Source organism: Pseudomonas sp. 2725 (assembly GCF_050434585.1).
Taxonomy (GTDB): Bacteria; Pseudomonadota; Gammaproteobacteria; order Pseudomonadales; family Pseudomonadaceae; genus Aquipseudomonas; species Aquipseudomonas jessenii.
This window is the reverse complement of the sequence record NZ_JBNDIV010000002.1, coordinates 72304-95925: the sequence shown is the minus strand read 5'-3', so window position 1 is coordinate 95925 and position 23622 is coordinate 72304. Positions and strand designations below refer to the sequence as shown.

The following is a 23622-nucleotide window of genomic DNA, read 5'->3' as shown; positions in this document are numbered from 1 at the left end:
GGCCAAAGGACTCTCAGAAAAACTCACAGTCATACGTTAGCCCACCTGTGCATGACGCGCCGCCCGGTGCACTAATGAGTGCCAAATGAGTCACAGTTTGCGACCGATGGCTCAAGTCGCCATCCCCGCAGCCGACAGCCTGCTGACAGGAGACTGAAAACCATGCTGCCACCGATGCTCCCCTTGAGTGCCGTGCCGATCACTTCACAGACCGACCCGATCCGTCAGCGTCCGGATATTCCTCCGGTGGTGCCGGTGCAGGAAAGCTCCAGTGAAAGCACGATCGACCTGCAAAAGCGCAATCCTGAGGAGGACGGACTGGTGCTGCGCGAGGAACAGCGCCGCAGGCAGGAGCAGGAACGACGTCGCCACGAAGCTGATAATGACCCGCAGGCTCACCTGGCGATTCCCGGGGATGAACTCAATGCCGACAACACCGTGCCGGTGGCGCCGCTGATGGAAGATCAGCCGCGGCAAGGGTTGTGGGTCGATATCGAGATTTGAGCGCAGGCTGGTCAGCACGGCCGTCAGGCCGCATTATTGGCGCAGGGTTGCCGAACGCTACGGCGGCTTAAACTCATTTCAAGCGATGCACTGACTGCCATGAGCCAAGACGACAAACTGATTGACCTCAATGCCGAGCGCGCCAAGCGTGTTCATGACCTCAATGACAAGCGGCTCAATGAAGTTCGCCAGGCGTTCGAGCAGGCCATGCCATTGGGCAAGGCCAAAAAAAAGCCGAAAAACAAACCGAAAAAGCGCTGAAATCCCCCGCATTCATTGATGCGGGTCAAACTTCTCCCTTCCTCTTGCCCAGTCTCGGGCGACATTGATCCCGGTCAATATTCTCTCCTGCCCGTTTGGTTAACTTAGCCCTATCGCAACAGGGCAGGTACAGGAGACGCGTCATGTTTTTCGACAACGTGGTGATCGCCGGAGTGCTGACTGTCAGCCTCATGTTTGTATTTTTTGCAGGGTTCGGACTTTTTATCTGGAAGGATTCGCACAAGCGGAAATAACCGTCGTTCTTTCTGGATGTAATGAGCACGCAAGGCATTTTGGGCAACTTCGGTTGCCCTTTTTTTTGCCTGCGATTTCTGGACGGTGTACACAAAACCAGTGTGGGAGCGGGCTTGCTCGCGAATGCTGACTGACATTCAACATCAATGTTGACTGACACACCGCTTTCGCGAGCAAGCCCGCTCCCACAGTTGATTTGTGGTGTTTGGAGGAGGCAATAAAAAAGGCGCGGTCCTTGCGGAGCGCGCCTTTTTCGATGCAGCTGTATCAGCTACCCAGCGCCTTCGAGGCCAGCCAGAACAACCCGGCCGACAGGGCCACGGTGGCTGGCAGGGTCAACACCCAGGCCAGCAGGATGGTTCTGACGGTGCCGCCTTGCAGGCCGCTTTTGTTGGCGACCATGGTGCCCGCCACGCCGGAGGACAGCACGTGGGTGGTGGAAACCGGCAGGCTGAAGATATTCGCCATGCCGATCAGGCTGGCGGTGGTGATCTGCGCCGACATGCCTTGGGAGTAGGTCATGCCTTGCTTGCCGATTTTCTCGCCAATGGTCAGTACCACGCGTTTCCAGCCGACCATGGTGCCCAGGCCCAGGGCCAGTGCTACCGCCAGAATCACCCAGAACGGGGCGTATTCAGTGGTGGTGGTCAGGTCTTTGCGCAACTTGTCCAGGTCAGCCTTTTCACGCGCCCCGAGAGTTGGCAATTTGCTGACTTTCTTCGCGGTGTCATCCAGGCAGAGCAGGTAACGACGTACTTCGATGCGGCTTTCCGCCGACAGCGAATGGTAGTCGGCTACACCCTTGAGGGTGCCGAGCAGGGCGGTGATGGTCGGTTCGGTCTGTTGCGGGTTGCAACGGAATTTCTCCGGCAAGTCGCCGTTCAAGCTCTTGCCCAGGGCCAGGAACTCGCCCAAGGTTTCGGAGTTGCGCTGGTAGAACTGGCTCAGGTGCAACGTAGCGTCGCGAGTCCGTTCGATCTGGTAGGTCGTGCTGTTAAGGTCGAGGACGAACTGGGCCGGCACGATACCGATCAGGACCAGCATGATCAGGCCGATACCTTTCTGGCCATCGTTGGAACCGTGAACGAAACTCACGGCCATGGCCGAGATCACAAGTACCAGGCGATTCCAGAACGGCGGGTGTTTCTTGTCGTCGATCTTGCGGCGCTGTTCCGGCGTCTTGTGCATCTTCGACAGCGGACGCCACCATTTAAGACCGATCAGGATCAGCGCGGCGATCAGGAAGCCTGCCATTGGCGAGAATACCAGCGACATGCCGATATCGATCGCCTTTTGCCAGTTCACCCCGTCAGCCAACGGAATTTCGTTGATCAGGGCGTTGGCCAGGCCCACGCCGAGGATCGAACCGATCAGCGTGTGGGAACTGGAGGCGGGGATACCGAAGTACCAGGTGCCCAGGTTCCAGGTGATGGCTGCGGCGAGCAACGAGAACACCATGGCCAGTCCGTGACCGGTGTTCACATTGATCAGCAGTTCTACCGGCAGCAGGTGGACGATGGCATACGCCACGCCGACCCCGCCCAGCAGCACGCCGAGGAAGTTGAACACACCGGAGAAGAACACCGCCAGGTGAGGCGGCATGGCTTTGGTGTAGATAACGGTCGCCACCGCGTTAGCGGTGTCATGAAAGCCGTTGATGAACTCGAAGGCGAGGACAAAGGCCAGGGCGAGCAAGAGGCTCACAAGCACCCAAGCATCCAGTCCGCTGAATAAATCGATCATGAAGGTTTTCTGACCCGGTCATAAGGGGGCGCGATTATGCCAGAAAAGACTGCTAATCAATGCACTAGCTGCTCATCGGTAACATTCTTCAACGAATTTTTTTGCCGCAGGACCTGAAAACCCACGGTTTTGCTGTGTTTTTTAAGTCATTGATTTTATTGAAAAAATAGACTGTCACAAAACCTTCACGGCCCGGTAAGAGGGGCTTGAACGGTTGTGAGAAAAATCTGAGAAATAGGTCAGATACCGGAAATCTGCCTGATTCGACGACGGTGATGGCCGCTGCCCGCTCGTAGCGGGCGCGAAAGGCAACATCAATACATCCCGCTTTTAACGGGTGCAGAGGCAGGCCCTTGTAAGGATCAGGCCGAAGCAGTCACGGCTCTTCGGCTTTGAGTTCCTTTTCCATTTTTTGAAGTTCTTGCTGGAAAACCTGATCCTGAACGGTGGCGCGTTTACGCCAGGGTTTGCGTTCCGGTTCGGGTTGAGCGGCGTAAGTGGTGACTTCTCCGCCGTAAACTTCCTTGTAACGTTGTTCCTGGCGCTCTAGTTCCGCGCGCAGTTCGTCTTTCGTCACAGTGCTACCTGATTGAGTTGGGATAAATTCTGGTGAAAACGCGCTGCATCAAATCGTTTGATCACGTTCGTCGAGTGGGCAATGCCCGTCAAGGCATCGTTTTTGGCAACAACGTGATCAATACTTCCATGTCACAGGCGGCCACGACACCAGAGATAAATAGCTGACGTAGCTTCAGTTTCCTGTTTCGGCAAGCGCGATGGCAAGGCTGTGCAATGCGGATCTGGCGCTTGCAACGGGCAACGGCGATGGAACATCGCCTGGCCGGGCAGCGGGTTCGGCAAGTAAAAAACCGAAGCGCTACTGAATTGTATTATAGCGGCCGATTTGAAGAACACTATCTCCAAAGAGTTAAAAGTGAATCTTGGTGTGTGACCGTTTTGTTGCTCGAAACTTTGCGATTAACTAGAACGTCGACGGATACCGCATTGCTGCGATGCCTTTCTGACGCCATTAAATCAGGCAAGTTACGGTAATTGGATTGCCCCATTAAGTCCTGCGTCGAGTCGGCGCAAACATGGGGCGCAAGTCAGCGAAAACCGGACATCAGCGCATGTGATTTGTACGACGGATTGCGATTATCGGTCGAGTGTTCGATAATCGCACGGAGTTGGCGGGCCGGGCTTGAGCGCCAGGCGCTCGCCCTTTGTAATAGTCGCTGATCCGAATGGGTAAAAGGACCTTGTATGAACGATCAAATGCGCAATTCCTTCGCTTCAGTGGCTCCTCCCATCGTTGCCTCACCTGCCAAACGGATCCAGGCACTGACCGGCGACCCGGATTTCATGACGTCCCTGGCCCGTGGCCTGGCCGTGGTGCAAGCGTTCCAGGAGCGCAAACGGCACCTGACCATCGCCCAGATCAGTCACCGCACGGAAATTCCCCGCGCCGCCGTGCGTCGTTGCCTGCACACCCTGATCAAGCTCGGCTACGCCACCACCGACGGCCGCACCTATTCGCTGCTGCCCAAAGTGCTGACCCTCGGCCATGCCTATGTGTCATCAACGCCGCTGGCGGTTTCCGCCCAGCCATACCTGGACCGCATGAGCGAGCAACTGCACGAGGCCTGCAACATGGCCACGCTGGAGGGTGATGACATTCTGTACATCGCGCGCTCCGCGACCACCCAGCGGCTGATTTCGGTGGATCTGTCGGTGGGCGGGCGCTTGCCGGCCTATTGCACCTCGATGGGGCGGATCCTGCTGGCCGCGCTGGATGACACCTCGCTGGGCGAATACCTCGACCACGCCGAATTGCAAGCCAAGACCAGCCGCACGATCCACACCCCCGAGGCGTTGCTCGAATGCCTGCAAGAGGTGCGACAGCAAGGCTGGTGCATCGTCGACCAGGAACTCGAGCAAGGGCTGCGTTCGATTGCCGTCCCGGTGTACGACGCTTCCGGGCAGGTGGTCGCGGCCCTCAATGTCAGCACTCACGCCGGGCGAGTCAGCCGCAATGAACTGGAACAGCGTTTCCTGCCCGGTTTGTTGAGCGCCAGCCGCGACCTCAGCGCCCAGTTGTTTGCCTAAGCCGTTCGATAAACGCACAGAGTCGCGTTTATCGAATTGACGCTGTTTCCTCCGGATCATTACTGTCGCGGCTTCGTCGGCATCTGCTGACATCGTTCGACCGCGATCCGTGGGATAAAAATAATGAACCAGCCTCAGTCTGCTGTAGGTAACTGCCTCGACGTGCAGTCCTTCATCAATGCCCAACCCATTTCGCGCTACCAGTGGCGCGTGGTGATCCTGTGTTTCCTGATTGTCTTCCTCGATGGCCTCGACACCGCGGCAATGGGCTTCATCGCCCCGGCCCTGTCCCAGGACTGGGGTATCGACCGAGCCAGTCTCGGCCCGGTGATGAGTGCGGCGTTGATCGGCATGGTCTTCGGCGCACTGGGCTCAGGCCCTCTGGCTGACCGCTTCGGGCGAAAAGTCGTACTGGTCGGCGCGGTGCTGTTGTTCGGTGCCTTCAGCCTGGCCTCGGCCTACAGCACCAATGTCGATCAGCTGTTGGTGTTGCGCTTCCTGACCGGCCTGGGTCTGGGCGCCGGCATGCCGAACGCCACCACGCTGCTGTCGGAATACACCCCTGAGCGCAAAAAGTCCCTGCTGGTGACCAGCATGTTCTGCGGCTTCAACCTCGGCATGGCTGGCGGCGGATTTATCTCGGCCAAGCTCATTCCGGCCTTTGGCTGGCACAGCCTGCTGCTGATCGGTGGAGTGCTGCCGCTGATCCTCGCCGTCGTTTTGCTGTTCTGGTTGCCGGAGTCGGCGCGTTACCTGGTGGTGCGCAACCGCGGTACCGACAAAGTACGCAAGGCACTGGCGCCGATTGACCCGACGGTGGTGGCCCAGGCGTCCAGTTTCAGTGTGCCGGAACAGAAAACAGTGAAGGCGCGCAATGTGTTCGCGGTGATCTTCTCCGGCACCTACAGCACCGGCACCTTGCTCTTGTGGCTGACCTACTTCATGGGCCTGGTGATCGTTTACCTGCTGACCAGTTGGCTGCCGACGCTGATGCGTGACAGTGGCGCGAGCATGGAGCAGGCCGCCTTCATCGGCGCGCTGTTCCAGTTCGGTGGCGTGCTGAGTGCGGTGGGCGTGGGCTGGGCAATGGACCGGTTCAATCCGCACAAGGTCATCGGCACTTTCTACCTGCTGGCCGGGGTGTTTGCCTACGCGGTAGGGCAGAGCCTGGGCAACATCACAATCCTGGCGACCCTGGTGCTGGTGGCCGGGATGTGTGTCAACGGTGCGCAATCGGCAATGCCGTCACTGGCTGCGCGGTTTTATCCGACTCAGGGGCGGGCCACCGGCGTGTCGTGGATGCTCGGGATCGGCCGCTTCGGCGCCATCCTCGGAGCGTGGATGGGCGCGACGCTGCTGGGCCTGGGCTGGAACTTCGAGCAAGTGCTGACGGCGCTGGTGATTCCGGCGGCGCTGGCGACGACGGCGGTGGTGATCAAGGGCATGGTCAGTCATGCGGATGCGACCTGAGGCCATCACTCGGGTTCTTTATTGCTGTTGCGGGCCTCTTCGCGAGCAAGCCCGCTCCCACAAGGATCACACTTATCCCTGTGGGAGCGGGCTTGCTCGCGAAGCTTTTGATCTGGATTGTTAGCTGAGCAACAATGTGTTCGATAATCGAACGCTCAGTCGATTATCGGATTGTTTGGCCTTTTTCAGAAGCTTAACCTTCAGTCATTCCGGCGCTGCGCATCGGCGCCTTCTTCCACTGTCGGTTAACAATAAACGGGAGCCTGCCCCAATGGCTGAAATCCTTTCGCTGCACGACGCGGTGAAGCAATTCGTAAACGACGGCGATACGGTCGCGCTCGAAGGCTTTACTCACCTGATCCCGACGGCCGCCGGTCACGAAATCATTCGCCAGGGCAAGAAAGACCTGACCCTGGTGCGGATGACCCCTGACTTGATCTACGACCAGTTGATCGGTGCCGGTTGTGCCCGCAAGCTGATTTTCTCCTGGGGCGGCAACCCGGGTGTCGGCTCACTGCATCGCCTGCGTGACGCTGTGGAGAAACAGTGGCCCCACGCGCTGGAAATCGAAGAACACAGCCACGCCGACCTGGCCAACGCCTACGTCGCCGGGGCATCCGGCCTGCCGTTCGCGGTGTTGCGTGCCTACGCCGGTTCCGATTTGCCGAAGGTTAACCCGCTGATCAAATCCGTGACCTGCCCGTTCACCGGTGAAGTGTTGGCCGCCGTGCCTTCGGTGCGCCCGGACATTACCGTGATTCATGCGCAGAAAGCCGACCGCAAGGGCAACGTGCTGCTCTGGGGCATCCTCGGCGTGCAGAAAGAAGCTGCGCTGGCGGCCAAGCGCTGCATCGTCACCGTTGAGGAAATCGTCGACGACCTCAATGCGCCAATGAACTCCTGTGTATTGCCAACCTGGGCCTTGAGCGCGGTTTGCCACGTACCTGGCGGCGCGCATCCGTCCTACGCCCACGGTTACAACGAACGCGACAACCGCTTCTACCAGGCCTGGGACCCGATTGCCCGCGACCGTGAAACCTTCACCGCGTGGATCAACGAATACATCCACGGCAGCGCTGACTTCAGCGAGTTCCAGGCCAAACTGGCCGCCGCTTCGGAGGCGAAGTAATGACTTACACCACCAATGAAATGATGACCGTTGCCGCTGCCCGTCGCCTGAAGAACGGCTCGGTGTGCTTCGTGGGTATCGGCCTGCCGTCGAAAGCGGCCAACCTGGCGCGCCTGACTTCCTCGCCTGATGTGGTGCTGATCTACGAATCGGGCCCGATCGGTGCCAAGCCAAGTGTATTGCCACTGTCGATTGGCGACGGTGAACTGGCGGAAACCGCCGACACCGTGGTGCCGACCGGCGAGATTTTCCGTTACTGGCTGCAGGGCGGGCGCATTGACGTCGGTTTCCTCGGCGCGGCGCAGGTCGACCGTTTCGGCAACATCAACACCACCGTCGTGGGTGATTACCACGCGCCGAAAGTCCGTCTGCCGGGTGCAGGTGGCGCGCCGGAGATTGCCGGTTCCGCCAAGAGCGTGTTGATCATCCTCAAGCAGTCGTCGCGCTCCTTTGTCGACAAACTCGACTTCATTACCTCGGTCGGCCACGGCGAGGGCGGCGATTCGCGCAAGCGTCTCGGTCTGCCAGGCGCCGGACCGGTGGGGATCATCACCGATCTGTGCATCATGGAGCCGGAAGCCGGTACCCATGAGTTCGTGGTCACTGCACTACACCCGGGTGTGACCCGCGAGCAAGTGGTTGCTGCCACCGGTTGGGCGATTCGCTTTGCCGACCAGGTTGAGCAAACCGCCGAGCCGACTGAAGTCGAACTGACCGCGCTGCGCGACCTCGAAGCCCGTACCGCTGCCGCACACGGCCAAGCCCCCGGAGAAGCGTGATGCGTGACGTTTATATCTGCGACGCGATTCGTACCCCCATCGGCCGTTTCGGCGGTGGCCTGTCGACGGTGCGTGCCGACGACCTGGCTGCCGTGCCAATCAAGGCCTTGATGGAGCGCAACCCGTCGGTGGACTGGAACGCGGTGGACGAGGTGTTCCTCGGCTGCGCCAACCAGGCCGGTGAAGACAACCGCAACGTTGCGCGTATGGCACTGTTGCTGGCCGGCCTGCCGGAAACCATTCCCGGCGTGACCCTCAATCGCCTTTGCGCTTCGGGCATGGATGCCATCGGCACCGCGTTCCGCGCCATCGCCAGCGGCGAGATGGAGCTGGCGATTGCCGGCGGCGTCGAGTCGATGTCCCGTGCGCCGTTCGTGATGGGCAAGGCCGATGCCGCTTTTTCGCGCAACATGAAGCTCGAAGACACCACCATCGGCTGGCGCTTCATCAACCCGTTGATGAAGGCCCAGTACGGCGTGGATGCGATGCCGCAGACCGCTGACAACGTGGCCGACGATTACAAGGTGTCCCGCGCCGATCAGGACGCGTTCGCCCTGCGCAGTCAACAACGCACGGCCGCCGCACAAGCCGCCGGGTTCTTCGCCGAAGAAATCGTTGAAGTGCGCATAGCCCACAAGAAGGGTGAAACCGTGGTCAGCCAGGACGAGCATCCTCGCGCCGACACCACCCTGGAAGCTCTGACCAAACTCAAACCGGTCAACGGCCCCGACAAGACCGTCACCGCCGGCAATGCCTCGGGTGTAAACGACGGCGCCGCCGCGTTGATCCTGGCTTCGGCCGAAGCGGTAAAGAAACACGGCCTGACTGCCCGTGCCAAAGTGCTGGGCATGGCCAGCGCCGGTGTTGCCCCGCGGGTGATGGGCATTGGCCCGGTGCCGGCGGTGCGTAAACTGATCGAGCGCCTTGGTGTGGCGGTCAGCGATTTCGACGTGATCGAGCTCAACGAAGCCTTCGCCAGCCAAGGCCTGGCGGTGCTGCGTGAGCTGGGGATCGCGGACGACGCGGCCCAGGTCAACCCGAACGGTGGCGCGATTGCCTTGGGGCACCCGTTGGGCATGAGCGGCGCGCGGCTGGTGTTGACCGCATTGCATCAGCTGGAAAAAACCGGTGGCAAGAAAGGTCTGGCCACCATGTGCGTCGGTGTCGGTCAGGGGCTGGCCCTGGCGATCGAGCGCGTCTGACGCGCTCTGAAGACTTATAAGAACTGAGGAATGTTTCATGACTGACAAGCCTGGTTACCGTCGCCCGCAGGAAGGCACCCAGCCGGAGTACCTGCACCCGACCTATCAATCCACCAACCTGCGCTCGCCGTCCAAGCCGTTGGTGTTCCTGCCGCATTCGCTGTCGGAAATCACCGGTCCTACCGTCGGCGCCGAGCGCATCAACGAGAAGGATAACGACCTGACCGCCCAGCACGAGGGGCAGCCTCAGGGTGAGCGCATCATCATCCACGGCCGTGTGCTGGATGAAAACGGTCTGCCGGTGCCGGGGATTCTGGTGGAGATCTGGCAGGCCAACGCCGCCGGTCGCTACGCCCATGCCCGCGACCTGCACGACGCACCGCTGGACCCGAACTTCACCGGCACCGGCCGCACCGTGACCGACGCCGATGGCTGGTACCAGTTCCAGACCATCAAGCCCGGCGCCTATCCATGGGGTAACCACCACAACGCCTGGCGCCCGGCGCACATCCATTTCTCGCTGTTCGGGCCGAGCATCCTGACGCGCCTGGTGACGCAGATGTATTTCCCGGGCGACCCGCTGCTGGCGTACGACCCGATCTACAACTGCGTGCCCGATACCAGCGCCAAAGAGCGTTTGATCGCGACGTTCGATCTGGAAAAAACCATCCCTTCCTATGCCCTCGGTTATCGCTGGGACATCGTATTGCGCGGCCGCGACGCCACGCCGATGGAGAAATAAGATGACGCTGACTGCGACCACGTCCCACACCGTCGGGCCGTACTACCACATCGGCCTGACCTGGCTGAACCGCGAAAACCTGACCGTCGAACAAACCCTGGGCGAGCGCGTAGCGATCACCGGGCAAGTGGTCGACGGCAATGGCGACATCGTCAACGACGCGATGCTGGAAGTCTGGCAGGCCAACGCCGCCGGCAAATATGACCACCCGGAAGACGACCAGGACAAACCCCTGGACCCGAACTTCGAAGGTTTTGGCCGGGTGCCGGTAGATGCCGAAGGACGCTTTCGCTTTACCACCATCAAGCCCGGTTCGGTCGAGGGCCTCAAAGGCACGACCCAGGCACCGCACCTTGTCGTTCTGGTGTTTGCCCGTGGTTTGGTGAAGCACCTGCTGACGCGGATCTACTTTGAAGGCGAGGCGGCCAACGTCAACGATCCGTTGCTGGAGTGCGTGCCGGCCGAGCGCCGCAGTACCTTGCTGGCCAAGAAGGATGCGTCGGGTGTTTATCAGTGGAATGTGATTCTGCAGGGTACCGATGCCGAGACGGTGTTCTTCGACTATTAAGTGAACACTGCAAAAAACTGTGGGAGCGGGCTTGCTCGCGAAAGCGGTGTATCAGACAACATTGATATCGACTGATACGACGCCTTCGCGAGCAAGCCCGCTCCCACAGGGATGTGTGTTCGCTGAAACATCTGCGGAACGGGAGTGTTGCAAAGTGTGTCTAGACTCTCACTTTCCCCATTGAGTGAAAAAACAATGACAACACCCACAGCGCCTATAGCTCTTTATACGGGCGAAGAACGCAGCAAGCGGATCTTCGCCATTGTCGGTGCCTCGTCCGGCAATCTGGTTGAATGGTTCGACTTCTACGTCTACGCCTTCTGTGCGATCTACTTCGCACCGGCCTTTTTCCCGTCCGATAACCCCACCGTGCAGCTGGTCAATACCGCTGGCGTGTTCGCCGCCGGGTTCCTGATGCGGCCGATTGGTGGCTGGATTTTCGGGCGCTTGGCGGACAAGCACGGGCGCAAGAATTCGATGTTGATCTCGATTCTGATGATGTGCTTCGGCTCGCTGCTTATCGCCTGCCTGCCGACCTACAGCAGCATCGGGGTCTGGGCGCCGATCCTGTTGCTGTTCGCCCGTTTGCTGCAAGGCTTGTCGGTGGGCGGTGAGTACGGCACTACCGCAACCTACATGAGTGAAGTGGCGCTCAAGGGCCAGCGCGGTTTCTTCGCCTCGTTCCAGTACGTGACCCTGATTGGCGGCCAATTGCTCGCGGTGTCGCTGGTGGTGGTCCTGCAACAGTTCCTCACCGAAGATGACCTGCGTGCCTACGGCTGGCGGATACCCTTCGTGGTGGGTGCCATGGCGGCGCTGGTTTCGCTGTATCTGCGTCGTTCGCTCAAAGAAACCACCAGCAAGGCAATGCGCGAAAACAAGGACGCCGGCAGCATCAGCGCCCTGTTTCGCGACCATAAAACCGCATTCATCACCGTACTCGGTTACACCGCCGGTGGTTCGCTGATCTTCTACACCTTCACCACGTACATGCAGAAGTACCTGGTGAACACCGCCGGCATGCCGGCCAAGACCGCCAGCTACATCATGACCGGCGCGCTGTTCCTCTATATGTGCATGCAGCCGATTTTCGGCATGCTCGCCGACAAGATCGGCCGGCGTAACTCGATGCTCTGGTTCGGCGCCCTCGGCACGCTGTGCACCGTGCCGATCCTGTTGAGCCTGAAAAGCGTGACAAGTCCATTTCTGGCCTTCGTGTTGATTACCCTGGCGCTGGCGATCGTCAGTTTCTACACCTCCATCAGTGGCCTGGTGAAAGCCGAGATGTTCCCGCCCGAGGTGCGTGCATTGGGTGTCGGCCTGGCGTATGCGGTGGCGAATGCGATTTTCGGTGGTTCGGCGGAGTATGTGGCCTTGAGCCTCAAGGCCGTGGGCATGGAAAACTCCTTCTACTGGTACGTGACGGTGATGATGGCGATAGCGTTCCTGTTCAGCCTGCGTCTGCCGAAACAGGCGAAGTATCTGCATCACGACCTTTGATCTTCACGCGCGGACCGCAGGCCCGCGCCTCCAGGAATTGTTTATGAACCAGCGACCGGGCAATCAATTGTTCGATGCCTATTTCACGGCCCGCGACATGCGTGAGGTGTTCTGCGATCAGGGGCGGGTCCAGGCCATGCTCGATTTCGAAGCGGCATTGGCCCGGGCCGAAGCACGGGTCGGGATGATTCCGTCGAGTGCTGTCGCGCCGATTGAAGCAGCTTGCCGTGCCGGGCTTTATGACTTTGCGACGTTGGGCGAGGCCATTGCCACGGCGGGTAACTCGGCGATTCCGTTGGTCAAGGCGCTGGGCAAGCAGATCGCGGCCACCGATGCCGAAGCCGAGCGCTATGTGCATCTGGGCGCGACCAGCCAGGACGTGATGGATAGCGGCCTGGTGCTGCAACTGCGCCGGGCGCTGGAACTGATCGAGAGCGACCTGGCACTACTGGGGCAGACACTCGCGTCCCAGGCCCAGCGCTACGCGACCACGCCATTGGCCGGACGCACCTGGCTGCAGCATGCGACACCGGTCACCCTCGGCATGAAGGTCGCCGGCTGGCTGGGGGCGGTGACCCGCAGTCGCCAACGCTTGGCCGAACTCAAGCCGCGTCTGCTGGTGCTGCAATTCGGCGGTGCGTCCGGAACCCTTGCGGCCCTTGGCGAACAGGCCATGCCGACGGCCCAAGCGCTGGCCGAAGAACTGCAACTGACTTTGCCCGATCAACCTTGGCACACCCAGCGCGATCGCGTGGTGGAGTTCGGCGCTGCACTCGGCCTGATCGCCGGCAGTCTCGGCAAACTCGGGCGTGATATCAGCCTGTTGATGCAAACCGAGGCCGCCGAAGTGTTCGAGCCTTCGGCGCCGGGCAAGGGCGGTTCCTCGACCATGCCGCACAAACGCAATCCGGTAGGCGCAGCGGTATTGATCGGTGCGGCAACTCGCGTACCCGGTTTGCTTTCGACGCTGTTCAGCGCCATGCCCCAGGAGCACGAGCGCAGCCTCGGTCTGTGGCATGCCGAGTGGGAAACCCTGCCGGAAATCTGCTGCCTGGTGTCGGGCAGCCTGCATCAAGCATTGTTGATCGCCCAAGGGCTGGAAGTGGATGCCGAGCGCATGGCGCGCAATCTCGATTTGACCCAGGGCCTGGTGCTCGCCGAAGCGGTGAGCATCGTCCTCGCGCAGCGGGTTGGGCGCGATACCGCGCATCATCTGTTGGAGCAATGCTGTAAACGCGCCGTGGCCGAACAACGTCACCTGCGTGCGGTCCTCGGCGACGAACCACAAGTGACCGCCGAACTGTCGGCGGCTGAGCTCGATCATCTGCTGGACCCTGCCCATTACCTCGGCCAGGCCAAAACCTGGGTCGAGAGGGCGGTGGCTGAACATTCTGCATTGACTGCCTGAAGGAGACTTGCTGTGGCTTTTGTACAACTCGCCGAGGGCGAACTGCATTACCAACTCGATGGACCGGTCGATGCGCCGATGCTGGTGCTGTCCAACTCCCTGGGCACGGACCTGCACATGTGGGACGCGCAGATCCCGGCGTTCTCCAAGCATTTTCGCGTGCTGCGTTTCGACACCCGCGGCCATGGCCAGTCATTGGTGACACCGGGGCCTTACAGCATCGAGCAACTGGGCCGCGACGTGCTCGCATTGCTGGATGCCTTGCACATCGAACGCGCGCATTTCTGCGGTTTGTCCATGGGCGGGCTGATTGGCCAGTGGCTGGGGATCAACGCCGGCGAACGCCTGAACAAACTGATCGTGTGCAACACCGCAGCGAAAATCGGCGATCCGTCGGTATGGAACCCGCGTATCGAAACGGTGCTGCGCGATGGTCAGGCGGCCATGGTTGCCCTGCGTGATGCGTCGATTGCCCGCTGGTTCACCCCGGATTTCTCCGAAGCCAACCCGGCGGCGGCCAAGCAGATTACCGACATGCTGGCGGCGACTTCGCCAGAAGGTTACGCGGCCAATTGCGCAGCTGTGCGCGATGCCGATTTCCGCGATCAGTTGTCCTCGATCAAGGCGCCGCTGCTGGTGATCGCCGGCACTGAGGATGCGGTCACGCCGCCGTCGGGTGGGCACTTCATTCAGGAGCATGTGCCGGGCGCCGAGTACGCCGAGTTCTACGCTGCGCACTTGTCCAATGTGCAGGCTGGCGCTGATTTCAGCGAATGTGTTCTGGCCTTTCTGAAGGCTCGTTGAGGGATATTCCGTGGACGAGAAACAGCGTTACGACGAAGGCATGAAAGTCCGTCGCGCGGTACTGGGCGATGCTCACGTCGACCGCAGCCTGACCACCCTGACCGAGTTCAACTCGGAGTTCCAGGAAATGATCACCCGCCACGCCTGGGGCGACATCTGGACTCGCGAGGGGCTGCCACGCCATACCCGCAGCCTGATCACCATCGCGATGCTGATCGGCATGAACCGCGAGGGCGAACTCAAACTGCACCTGCGCGCTGCCGCCAACAATGGCGTGAGCCGTGGCGAGATCAAGGAAGTGATCATGCAGAGCGCGATCTACTGCGGCATCCCGGCAGCGAATGCGACGTTCCACCTGGCTGAGTCGGTGTGGGATGAGTTGGGGGTTGAGTCGCGGGAGTAAGCGGTAACGGTGAACAACCTGTGGGAGCGAGCTTGCTCGCGATAGCGTCGGCACATTCACTATTGATGTCGCCTGATACACCGCCATCGCGAGCAAGCTCGCTCCCACATTTGTTTTGTGTTTACAACAGGCTGATCGGGTAGCTAATGATCAGGCGGTTCTCATCGAACTCGTTGTTGCTGTAGTCGCGGCGCATGGTCGAGTTGCGCCATTTCAGGTTCAGGTCCTTCAGCGCACCGCTTTGCACGGTGTAGCCCAGTTCACTTTCGCGTCCCCATTCCTTGCCGTCGGTGATGGTGCCGGTGTGCACATTGTCACCGCTGATGTAGCGGTTCATCAGGGTCAGGCCCGGAACGCCCAGGGCGGCGAAGTTGTAGCCGTGGCGTACTTGCCAGGATTTCTCCTGGGCATTGTCGTAGCTGGAGTTGTAGCTGTCGTTGGCCAGGGTACCGCCGCTGGTGCCGTTGACCCGCATCCAGGCGTTGTCGCCGGTGAGTTTTTGCAGGCCGACGTAGAAGGTGTTGCCGCCGTATTTGGCCGAGAACAAGCCGTACATGGTCTTGTTGTCCAGCTCGCCGGCCCGGGCGCTGCCGTCATCCTTGCCGTAGAAGAAACCCAGGTTGGCGCCCAGGGTCCAGTCACCCAATGGCTGGCTGTGGGTCAGGTTGATGAACTGCTGGCTGTAGATGTCCTTGAGCTCGGCGTTCCACAGGCCGATCTGGGTGCGCTTTTCGTTGAACAGGTATTCGCCGCCCTGAAAGTTGAAACGGTCGGAGGTGAACGCCGCTTTGCCGGTCATCGACATGTCGTCCATGCTGCTGTCATCGCGGGGGCTGTTCTGCCGGAACTGGCCGCCGTAGAGCGTCAGGCCATTGATCTCCTTCGACGTGATCTGGCCGCCCCGGAAGGTTTGCGGCAACGAACGACCGTCGTCCGAACGCAGGATTGGCAACACCGGCATCCACTCGCCGACTTTCACTTCGGTCTGCGACAGCTTGGCCTTGAACGCGACATTGGTGCGCCCGAAGTTATCCGCCGGGCGACCGTCATGATCCAGCGGCAGTAGTTGCGTACCGCCTGTGCCTTTACCGCCGTCGAGCTTCACCGAATACAAACCGAGCACATCCATGCCGAATCCGACGGTGCCTTGGGTGAAGCCGGACTTGGCGTCGAGGATGAAACTTTGCGTCCACTCTTCAGCCTTGCCTTGGGCCTTGGTCGGGTTGGTGAAGTTGCGGTTGATGTAGAAGTTGCGCAGGTTCAGGTTGACCTTGGCGCCTTCGACAAAACCCGACTCTTCGGCGATGGCGGGCAGGGCCGCGCTGGCCAGGGCCATGGCAATCAGGCTGGGAACGAAGTACTGCGCGGGAGAAGGCGTCATGGGCTCGGGTCTCTCTAATTCTTTGGGATGAAGCGGGGTGATGCCGCAACCCTGGGTTGCAGACGAATATTCGAAATCAGCACGAACGAAGCGGATCAGCCGGAGAGGGCAGGGCGCGGGGGCATGGTGTCGAACCTGTTGTTATTGGTTTTGTGGTTCGGATGGTGCGTGGAATGTACTGGATGGTTCAATTGTTAAAAGCAGGTTTTGGGCGATTATCGAACGCAACATGTCGCTGGATTTTGTGTGGCCTGTGCGGGCCTCATCGCGAGCAAGCTCGCTCCCACAGTGGACTTACAGCGTGCATAAGATTTTTGCCAAACCCAGCCTCCTGTGGGAGCGAGCTTGCTCGCGATGGGGCCATCACTGAGAACACACCTTTTCCCGCAGCCAACAAAAAGCCCACCAATCGGTGGGCTTCGTGTTCTCACTGCGCTATCAGAAATACTTCATCTTCGGCGCTTCTTCTTTCAACGGCTCGTTCTTCGCCGTCTGTTCGTTCCAGCCACCACCCAGGGCCTTGTACAGGTTGACCTGGCTGACCAACTGCGCCAGTCGGTCGGTGATCAGCACCTGTTGCGCGCTGAACAGCTGACGCTGGGCATCGAGGAAGGTCAGGTTGCTGTCGACACCAATGCGGTAGCGACGCTCGGCCAGGCGGTAGTAGTCCTGGTTGGCACTGACGAAATCTTTCTGTGCCTGCAACTGCTGGACGTAGGTCTGGCGGGCAGCCAGGCCGTCGGCGACTTCCTGGAAGGCCGTTTGAATGGACTTCTCGTAGTTCGCCACGCCGATGTCTTTCTGGATTTTCGAGTAATCCAGGCTGGCGCTCAGGGCGCCGGCGTTGAAGATCGGCAGGTTGATCTGCGGTTGGAACAACCAGGTGCCCGAACCACCCTTGAACAGACCGGACAGGTCCGGGCTCAGGGTGCCGGCATTGGCCGTGAGGCTGATGCTCGGGAAGAACGCAGCCCGCGCCGCGCCGATGTTGGCATTGGCGGCCTTCAGGTTGTACTCGGCCTGAAGGATGTCCGGACGACGATGCAGCAGGTCCGACGGCAGGCCGGGTGGAACGTCGCTCAGCAGGTCGTCGTCAAGTGGTTTGGCCGCTTGCAGGTTGGCCGGGACACCGGTGCCGAGCAGCAGCACCAGGCTGTTCTCGTCCTGGGCGACCTGACGGGTGTACTTGGCCAGTTGCGCACGGGCGTTTTCCACCGAAGTGCGCGACTGTGCCAGGTCCAGGGCCGAGGCGACGCCGACTTCGTTGCTGCGGGCGGTGAGCTTGTAGCTCTCCTCGAAGGCGGCGAGGGTGTCCTGGGTCAGCTTGTACAGTTCCTTGTCGGCCTGCCAGGTCAGGTAGGCATTGGCCACGCTGGCCACCAGGCTGATCTGCGTGCTGCGGCGACCCTCTTCAGTGGCGAAGTACTTCTGCAACGCTTCTTCGTTCAGGCTGCGAACCCGACCGAACAGGTCGAGTTCATAGGCGCTGACGCCAACAGTTGCCGAGTAGGAACTGCTGATGCCGGCTTCGCCGGTCTGGGAAGCATCAGCCGGAAGCCGCTGACGGCTGCCGCTGCCATTGGCCGAGACGGCCGGGAACAGATCGGCACGGGAGATGCGGTATTGAGCCGCGAACGCGTCGATGTTCAGGGCCGCGACACGCAGGTCACGGTTGTTTTCCAGGGCAACCTGGATCAGCTGTTGCAGCGCCGGGTCATGGAAAAACTGCTTCCAGCCCTGCTCGGCAGCCGCTTGCGCCGGTGCCTGGGCCGGCGAGTACGCCGGGCCCTGCGGGTACTGGCCCGCCACCGGCGCTTCGGGCTGCTGATAATCAGGTATCAGCGAGCAGCCACCGAGCACGAAGGCGGCGACTGCCAGGGAGAGTAGCGACTTGCTCATTAGCCAGCCTCTTTAGAAGTTTCAATAGCGTCATCCTGGTCGGCGATTTTGCGCTGGCCAATGGACGACACGGTGACGAAGAACAGCGGGACCCAGAAGATCGCCAGCACAGTGGCCGTGATCATACCGCCGATTACGCCGGTACCGATTGCATGCTGGCTACCGGAGCCTGCACCGGTGGATATCGCCAGTGGTACCACACCGAGGACGAAGGCGAGCGAGGTCATGATGATCGGTCGCAGACGCATGCGGCAGGCTTCGATCGCTGCATCGCGCAGGCTACGCCCTTGTTCGTGCAATTCCTTTGCAAATTCGACAATCAGAATGGCGTTTTTCGCCGCCAGACCGATAGTCGTCAACAAACCTACCTGGAAGTACACGTCGTTGGACAAACCACGCAGGCTGGTGGCCATCAGCGCACCGATGATCCCCAGCGGTACAACCAACATCACCGCGATCGGAATCGACCAGCTTTCATACAACGCCGCCAGACACAGGAACACCATCAGCAACGACAGGGCGTACAGCGCTGGTGCTTGCGAACCGGACAGACGCTCTTCGTACGACAGGCCGGTCCAGGAAATACCGACACCCGCCGGCAGTTTCTTGGCAATGGCCTCGACTTCGAGCATGGCTTCACCGGTGGAATAGCCTGGCGCCGGGGCACCGAGGATTTCCATCGCTTCCACGCCGTTGTAACGGGCCAGTTTCGGCGAACCGTAAATCCACTCGCCCTTGGCGAACGCCGAGAACGGAACCATGGTGCCGGTGCTGTTGCGCACGTACCACTTCTGCAGGTCTTCAGGGCCCATTCGAGCGCCTGGCTGGCCTTGCACGTACACCTTCTTCACCCGGCCACGGTCGATGAAGTCGTTGACGTAGCTACTGCCCAGAGCAATCGACAGGGTGTTGTTGATGTCGGCGATGGTAATGCCCAGGGCACTGGCCTTCTCGTCATCGATTTCCAGCTGGTATTGCGGTTCGTCGTTCAGGCCGTTCGGACGCACCTGAGACAGAATCTTGCTTTGTGCGGCCATGCCGAGGAACTGGTTGCGCGCTTCCATCAGTTTTTCGTGGCCGATACCGGCACGGTCCTGCAGGAACACGTCGAAACCGGTGGCGTTACCCAGTTCCAGTACCGCCGGTGGCGCGAAGGCGAACACCATGGCATCGCGGAAGGTGAAGAAGTGCTGCTGGGCACGGGCCGCCACCTTGAACACATTGTTGTCGGCGTTACGTTCGTCCCACGGTCTGAGCATGATGAACGCCATACCCGAACTCTGGCCACGGCCGGCGAAGTTGAAGCCGGTCACGGTAAACACCGAGTTCACCGCATCGCCTTCGCCGCCATCCTTGCCAGGGCGCAGCAGGAATTCACGCATTTCGTCCACGACCACCTGGGTGCGCTGGGACGTCGAACCGGCCGGGGTCTGCACCTGGGCGAACAGTACACCCTGGTCTTCTTCCGGCAGGAACGCCGTTGGAATGCGGGTGAACAGCCAGATCATGCCAACCACGATCAGCAGGTACGCCAGCAGATACGGGATCTTGCGCTGCAGGATATTGCCGACACCGCGCTCGTAACCGCGAACGCCACGGTCGAAATTGCGGTTGAACCAGCCAAAGAAACCACGCTTGGGTACGCCGTGCTCGCCTTTGGGAATCGGCTTGAGCATGGTGGCGCAAAGCGCCGGGGTGAAGATCAGCGCGACCAGTACCGACAGGGCCATGGCCGAGACGATGGTGATCGAGAACTGCTTGTAGATCACACCGGTGGAACCGCTGAAGAACGCCATCGGCAGCAGAACCGCCGACAACACCAGGGCGATACCGACCAGTGCACCCTGGATCTGGCCCATGGACTTCTTGGTGGCTTCCTTGGGTGACAGACCTTCTTCGCTCATCACCCGTTCGACGTTTTCCACCACGACGATGGCGTCGTCCACCAGCAAGCCGATGGCCAGCACCATGCCGAACATGGTCAGGGTGTTGATGCTGAAACCGGCGGCCGCGAGGATGCCGAATGTACCGAGCAATACCACCGGCACGGTCATCGTGGTGATGATGGTGGCGCGGAAGTTCTGCAGGAACAGGAACATCACCAGGAACACCAGCGCGACCGCTTCGACCAGGGTGTGAACCACGCCCTTGATCGATTCGGTTACGACCGGAGTGGTGTCATACGGAAACACCACTTCCATCCCTTGCGGGAAGAACGGCTTGAGGCTGTCGATGGTCGCGCGCAAGGCCTTGGCGGTATCGAGAGCGTTGGCACCGGTGGCCAGTTTCACGGCCAGGCCGGAAGCCGGGGCACCGTTGAACTGGGCGTTGATGCTGTAGTTCTCGCCACCCAGACCGACTTCGGCAACATCCCTCAAGCGAACCTGGGAACCGTCCTTGTTGACCTTGAGCAGGATCTTTTCGAACTCTTCCGCGGTCTGCAGGCGGGTCTTGCCGATGATGGTCGCGTTCAACTGGGTGCCGGGCAGGGCAGGCAGGCCGCCGAGCTGGCCGGACGACACCTGGACGTTTTGCGCAGCGATAGCGGTCTTGACGTCGATCGGGGTCAGGTTGAAGTTGTTCAACTTGGCCGGGTCGAGCCAGATTCGCATAGCGTACTGGGAACCGAACACCTGGAAGTCGCCGACACCGGCGGTCCGCGAGATCGGGTCCTGCATGTTCGACACGATGTAGTTGGACAGGTCGTCCTTGGTCATGCTGCCGTCACGCGACACCACGCCGATCACCAACAGGAAGTTCTTCACCGCCTTGGTGACGCGGATACCTTGCTGTTGCACTTCTTGCGGCAGCAGCGGGGTGGCCAGGTTCAGCTTGTTCTGGACCTGGACCTGCGCGGTGTCGGAGTTGGTGCCTTGCTCGAAGGTCGCGGTAATGGTCATGGTGCCGTCGGAGTTACTTTCCGACGAGACATAACGCAGGTTGTCGATACCGTTGAGCTGTTGCTCGATCACCTGAACCACGGTGTCCTGAACCGTTTGTGCCGAAGCACCCGGGTAGGCCACGGAGATGGCGATCGCTGGAGGCGCAATGCTCGGGTACTGGTTGATTGGCAGTCTGAGGATCGATAGTGCCCCGACCAGCATGATCACCAGGGCAATTACCCAAGCGAAAATCGGACGGTCGATAAAAAATTTCGACATGGTTTACTCCCCTTTGCCGCCAGAGGCTTTATCAGCTACCTGGGCGGGGGCCGGGTTCTTTACGGCTACGTTGGTCGCTTCACTGGCCTTGACTTCGATGCCAGGTTTGACGAATTGCAGACCTTCGGTGATCAGGCGATCGCCGGCCTTCAGGCCGTCTTCGATCAGCCATTGATTGCCGACGGTGCGGTTGGCCTTGAGTTGACGCAGTTCGACCTTGTTGTCCGGGCCGACAACCAGTGCGGTCGGCGTACCCTTGAGGTCGCGGGTCACGCCTTGCTGCGGGGCCAGGATCGCCGCGCTGTTCACACCGGCCAGCAACTTGGCGTGCACGAACATGCCAGGCAGAAGGGTGTGATCAGGGTTCGGGAAAATGGCGCGCAGGGTGACGGAACCGGTGGTCTGGTCAACCGAGATTTCGGAGAACTCCAGCTTGCCGTCCAGCTTGTAGTCGCTGCCGTCTTCGAGGGTCAGCTTGACCGAAGCCGTGTTGTCGCCGGCTTTCTGCAGGCGACCGCTTTCCAGCTCACGGCGCAGTTGCAGCAGCTCGACCGAGGACTGCGTCACGTCGACGTAGATCGGGTCGATTTGCTGAATCACCGCCATCGCATCGGCCTGGGCATTGCTCACCAGCGCGCCTTCGGTCACCGAGGAGCGGCCGATGCGGCCGGTCAGCGGGGCATAGACCTTGGTGTAGCGCACGTTGATCTGTGCGGTTTGCAGCGCGGCTTCCGATTGCAGGCGGTTGGCCACGGCGGTGTCGTATTCCTGACGGCTTACGGCTTGTTCGTTGACCAGTTGCTGGTAGCGGTCGGAAATCGACTTGGTCGAGCGCAGGTTGGCTTCAGCGCTTTTCAGCGTCGCTTCATAGACCGACGGATCGATCTGGTACAGCTGCTGGCCGGCCTTGACGTCGCTGCCTTCCTTGAACAGGCGCTTGAGAATGATGCCGTTGACCTGCGGGCGGACTTCGGCAATGCGGAACGCACTGGTACGGCCGGGCAGATCGGATGTCAGGGTGAAAGCTTGAGGTTGCAGAGTCACGACGCCGACCTGAGGCGGTGGGGCGGCCGGTGCTGCCTCTTCCTTTTTGCATCCGCTGAGCAGCGATGCCAGGGCGACGGCGGCGACCAGAGCGGTAACAGCTGGCTTGAATTGCATGAAAATCCTCGGGTCAGGCACGCAAGGTGCGCACTAGAAAGGTGGAAGGTTGAAAAATGTTTGCCGAGTGGATAAGTAGCTTGCTAAGGAATATACTTACGTACATGGCTGTTTGTAAATACCCAGGCTGCGTATCAACGCCGTTACACAAGCCGCTACACAAGCCGTTGAAAGGTTGGAATTGTAGGCCGGGGACGAATCCCCGGAACGTTCGCCCCACTTTTATTCAGCTGATGTTCAGGCATCGCTGAAGCACCCTGATTGAGGTTGTACTGCCATGGTCCGTCGTACCAAAGAGGAAGCTCAGGAAACCCGCGCGCAAATTCTCGTGGCGGCCGAAAAGGCCTTTTTCGAGCGAGGCGTGGCACGCACGACCCTGGCGGACATCGCGACCCTGGCCGGCGTCACTCGAGGGGCCATCTACTGGCATTTCAGCAACAAGGCCGATCTGGTGCAGGCCATGCTCGACACTCTGCATGAGCCGCTGGAAGAAATGGCCAAGGCCAGCGAAAGCGAAGACGAACTCGATCCTCTGGGCTGCATGCGAAAGTTGCTGATTCATTTGTTTCATCAAATTGCGCTGGACCCGAAAACCCGACGCATCAATGAGATTCTTTTTCATAAGTGCGAATTCACCGATGAAATGTGCGACCTGCGCCAACAACGGGTGTCAGCCAGCCTCGAATGCAATGTGCGGATCGGTCTGGCCCTGAGTAATGCAGTGAATCGCGGTCAGTTGCCGGAAAACCTCGACACGGCCCGCGCCGCGATCAGCTTGCATGCTTATATTGATGGCATCCTGTACCAGTGGCTGCTGGCCCCCGACAGCTTTGAATTGCACGCCGAAGCCGAGCGTTGGGTCGATACCGGGCTGGATCTGTTGCGCTTTAGCCCCAGCCTGTGCAAATGAAACAAAATGATAAATTGGCTCTCTGCAAGTCAACCGTTGAAGTCACCGAGGATCATTTTACTTCGCGTGCCTTTTTTGCAATGGGGGCTTTTATATACGGACGTGTGCCAGGTTGACAGCTGCCAGGCTACATAATTTGTAGGAATTTTGTGTCGAGCTTGCATGGGGAGTGAACCTCGTGCGGATTCCACTACTGCTAAAAAGAACCCCGGTTTTGCGAGCCGGGGCCTGGAATG

General features: G+C 60.1%; 21 protein-coding genes. 15 read left to right on the top strand and 6 right to left on the bottom strand.

Going from position 1 to position 23622, the window contains the following annotated elements; all coding sequences use genetic code 11:
• Positions 1–162 precede the first annotated feature (162 nt).
• The 3 genes from ABIE16_RS04775 to ccoM all read left to right on the top strand — a co-directional run bounded on the left by ABIE16_RS04775 (position 163) and on the right by ccoM (position 1019).
• The gene (locus ABIE16_RS04775; RefSeq protein ID WP_057716095.1) at positions 163–504 is read left to right on the top strand and encodes a hypothetical protein; all 342 of its coding nucleotides are present in this window, start codon (positions 163–165) and stop codon (positions 502–504) included.
• A gap of 99 nt (positions 505–603) precedes the next feature.
• Entirely contained in the window at positions 604–765 is a 162-nt protein-coding gene (locus tag ABIE16_RS04770; RefSeq protein ID WP_008016476.1) for a hypothetical protein, read from the top strand.
• Positions 766–908: 143 nt separating this feature from the next.
• Positions 909–1019, top strand: a complete 111-nt coding sequence (ccoM, locus tag ABIE16_RS04765) for a cytochrome c oxidase subunit CcoM (RefSeq protein WP_007976669.1) — start codon at positions 909–911, stop codon at positions 1017–1019.
• Positions 1020–1287: 268 nt separating this feature from the next.
• Here ccoM and ABIE16_RS04760 read toward each other — a convergent pair whose 3' ends face one another.
• Both ABIE16_RS04760 and ABIE16_RS04755 read right to left on the bottom strand, forming a co-directional pair.
• Entirely contained in the window at positions 1288–2763 is a 1476-nt protein-coding gene (locus ABIE16_RS04760; protein WP_057716094.1) for an inorganic phosphate transporter, read from the bottom strand.
• Between the two features lie 376 nt (positions 2764–3139).
• Positions 3140–3340, bottom strand: coding sequence for a hypothetical protein (locus tag ABIE16_RS04755; protein ID WP_007986337.1), 201 nt, complete (start codon positions 3338–3340; stop codon positions 3140–3142).
• A 686-nt stretch (positions 3341–4026) separates the two neighbouring features.
• Between ABIE16_RS04755 and pcaR the strand changes: the two genes are divergently transcribed.
• The 11 genes from pcaR (at position 4027) to pcaC (ending at position 14874) form a co-directional block, all read left to right on the top strand.
• On the top strand, positions 4027–4869 hold the full coding sequence (pcaR, locus tag ABIE16_RS04750; RefSeq protein ID WP_057716093.1) for a pca regulon transcriptional regulator PcaR: 843 nt from the start codon (positions 4027–4029) through the stop codon (positions 4867–4869).
• A gap of 123 nt (positions 4870–4992) precedes the next feature.
• A complete protein-coding gene (locus ABIE16_RS04745) occupies positions 4993–6339 on the top strand; it encodes an MFS transporter (protein WP_429520641.1) in 1347 nt (448 codons plus the stop codon).
• A gap of 271 nt (positions 6340–6610) precedes the next feature.
• Positions 6611–7468 carry a CoA transferase subunit A gene (locus tag ABIE16_RS04740; RefSeq protein ID WP_008054173.1) on the top strand — a complete coding sequence of 286 codons (858 nt, stop codon included), beginning with the start codon at positions 6611–6613 and terminating at the stop codon, positions 7466–7468.
• Positions 7468–8247: a CoA-transferase subunit beta gene (locus ABIE16_RS04735; protein ID WP_102672185.1), complete on the top strand. Its 780-nt coding sequence runs from the start codon at positions 7468–7470 to the stop codon at positions 8245–8247. The genes ABIE16_RS04740 and ABIE16_RS04735 overlap by 1 nt, the downstream gene beginning before the upstream one ends.
• Positions 8244–9449, top strand: coding sequence for a 3-oxoadipyl-CoA thiolase (pcaF, locus tag ABIE16_RS04730; protein WP_174245503.1), 1206 nt, complete (start codon positions 8244–8246; stop codon positions 9447–9449). The genes ABIE16_RS04735 and pcaF overlap by 4 nt, the downstream gene beginning before the upstream one ends.
• A 37-nt stretch (positions 9450–9486) precedes the next feature.
• Positions 9487–10191 carry a protocatechuate 3,4-dioxygenase subunit beta gene (gene pcaH / locus ABIE16_RS04725; protein ID WP_057716089.1) on the top strand — a complete coding sequence of 235 codons (705 nt, stop codon included), beginning with the start codon at positions 9487–9489 and terminating at the stop codon, positions 10189–10191.
• A gap of 1 nt (position 10192) precedes the next feature.
• A complete protein-coding gene (gene pcaG / locus ABIE16_RS04720; RefSeq protein ID WP_223502358.1) occupies positions 10193–10759 on the top strand; it encodes a protocatechuate 3,4-dioxygenase subunit alpha in 567 nt (188 codons plus the stop codon).
• A gap of 195 nt (positions 10760–10954) precedes the next feature.
• Entirely contained in the window at positions 10955–12259 is a 1305-nt protein-coding gene (locus tag ABIE16_RS04715; RefSeq protein ID WP_090453557.1) for an MFS family transporter, read from the top strand.
• A 43-nt stretch (positions 12260–12302) separates the two neighbouring features.
• Entirely contained in the window at positions 12303–13667 is a 1365-nt protein-coding gene (locus ABIE16_RS04710; RefSeq protein WP_429520640.1) for a 3-carboxy-cis,cis-muconate cycloisomerase, read from the top strand.
• Between the two features lie 12 nt (positions 13668–13679).
• Positions 13680–14471: a 3-oxoadipate enol-lactonase gene (gene pcaD / locus ABIE16_RS04705; protein ID WP_429520639.1), complete on the top strand. Its 792-nt coding sequence runs from the start codon at positions 13680–13682 to the stop codon at positions 14469–14471.
• 10 nt (positions 14472–14481) lie between these two features.
• The gene (gene pcaC, locus ABIE16_RS04700) at positions 14482–14874 is read left to right on the top strand and encodes a 4-carboxymuconolactone decarboxylase (RefSeq protein WP_008016493.1); all 393 of its coding nucleotides are present in this window, start codon (positions 14482–14484) and stop codon (positions 14872–14874) included.
• Between the two features lie 121 nt (positions 14875–14995).
• On the opposite strand, the gene ABIE16_RS04695 is transcribed toward pcaC, so the two are convergent.
• From ABIE16_RS04695 to emhA, 4 genes are all read right to left on the bottom strand, one after another.
• The gene (locus ABIE16_RS04695) at positions 14996–16255 is read right to left on the bottom strand and encodes an OprD family porin (RefSeq protein WP_429520638.1); all 1260 of its coding nucleotides are present in this window, start codon (positions 16253–16255) and stop codon (positions 14996–14998) included.
• Positions 16256–16693: 438 nt separating this feature from the next.
• Complete coding sequence (gene emhC / locus ABIE16_RS04690) at positions 16694–18154, bottom strand: efflux RND transporter outer membrane subunit EmhC (protein ID WP_057716083.1); 1461 nt, start codon at positions 18152–18154, stop codon at positions 16694–16696.
• Positions 18154–21315: an efflux RND transporter permease subunit EmhB gene (emhB, locus tag ABIE16_RS04685; RefSeq protein ID WP_090453569.1), complete on the bottom strand. Its 3162-nt coding sequence runs from the start codon at positions 21313–21315 to the stop codon at positions 18154–18156. Before emhB ends, emhC begins: the two co-directional genes overlap by 1 nt.
• Positions 21316–21318: 3 nt before the next feature.
• On the bottom strand, positions 21319–22476 hold the full coding sequence (emhA, locus tag ABIE16_RS04680) for an efflux RND transporter periplasmic adaptor subunit EmhA (protein WP_057716081.1): 1158 nt from the start codon (positions 22474–22476) through the stop codon (positions 21319–21321).
• A 277-nt stretch (positions 22477–22753) separates the two neighbouring features.
• Between emhA and emhR the strand changes: the two genes are divergently transcribed.
• Positions 22754–23386 carry an efflux system transcriptional repressor EmhR gene (emhR, locus tag ABIE16_RS04675; RefSeq protein WP_057716080.1) on the top strand — a complete coding sequence of 211 codons (633 nt, stop codon included), beginning with the start codon at positions 22754–22756 and terminating at the stop codon, positions 23384–23386.
• Positions 23387–23622 lie beyond the last annotated feature (236 nt).

Excerpts from the sequence above, each read along its gene's own strand:
- ABIE16_RS04775 (WP_057716095.1), top strand. The coding sequence starts at position 163 with ATGCTGCCACCGATGCTCCCCTTGAGTGCCGTGCCGATCACTTCACAG.
- ABIE16_RS04770 (WP_008016476.1), top strand. The coding sequence starts at position 604 with ATGAGCCAAGACGACAAACTGATTGACCTCAATGCCGAGCGCGCCAAG.
- ccoM (WP_007976669.1), top strand. The coding sequence starts at position 909 with ATGTTTTTCGACAACGTGGTGATCGCCGGAGTGCTGACTGTCAGCCTC.
- ABIE16_RS04760 (WP_057716094.1), bottom strand. The coding sequence starts at position 2,763 with ATGATCGATTTATTCAGCGGACTGGATGCTTGGGTGCTTGTGAGCCTC.
- pcaR (WP_057716093.1), top strand. The coding sequence starts at position 4,027 with ATGAACGATCAAATGCGCAATTCCTTCGCTTCAGTGGCTCCTCCCATC.
- ABIE16_RS04745 (WP_429520641.1), top strand. The coding sequence starts at position 4,993 with ATGAACCAGCCTCAGTCTGCTGTAGGTAACTGCCTCGACGTGCAGTCC.
- ABIE16_RS04740 (WP_008054173.1), top strand. The coding sequence starts at position 6,611 with ATGGCTGAAATCCTTTCGCTGCACGACGCGGTGAAGCAATTCGTAAAC.
- ABIE16_RS04735 (WP_102672185.1), top strand. The coding sequence starts at position 7,468 with ATGACTTACACCACCAATGAAATGATGACCGTTGCCGCTGCCCGTCGC.
- pcaH (WP_057716089.1), top strand. The coding sequence starts at position 9,487 with ATGACTGACAAGCCTGGTTACCGTCGCCCGCAGGAAGGCACCCAGCCG.
- pcaG (WP_223502358.1), top strand. The coding sequence starts at position 10,193 with ATGACGCTGACTGCGACCACGTCCCACACCGTCGGGCCGTACTACCAC.
- ABIE16_RS04715 (WP_090453557.1), top strand. The coding sequence starts at position 10,955 with ATGACAACACCCACAGCGCCTATAGCTCTTTATACGGGCGAAGAACGC.
- ABIE16_RS04710 (WP_429520640.1), top strand. The coding sequence starts at position 12,303 with ATGAACCAGCGACCGGGCAATCAATTGTTCGATGCCTATTTCACGGCC.
- ABIE16_RS04695 (WP_429520638.1), bottom strand. The coding sequence starts at position 16,255 with ATGACGCCTTCTCCCGCGCAGTACTTCGTTCCCAGCCTGATTGCCATG.
- emhC (WP_057716083.1), bottom strand. The coding sequence starts at position 18,154 with ATGAGCAAGTCGCTACTCTCCCTGGCAGTCGCCGCCTTCGTGCTCGGT.
- emhB (WP_090453569.1), bottom strand. The coding sequence starts at position 21,315 with ATGTCGAAATTTTTTATCGACCGTCCGATTTTCGCTTGGGTAATTGCC.
- emhA (WP_057716081.1), bottom strand. The coding sequence starts at position 22,476 with ATGCAATTCAAGCCAGCTGTTACCGCTCTGGTCGCCGCCGTCGCCCTG.
- emhR (WP_057716080.1), top strand. The coding sequence starts at position 22,754 with ATGGTCCGTCGTACCAAAGAGGAAGCTCAGGAAACCCGCGCGCAAATT.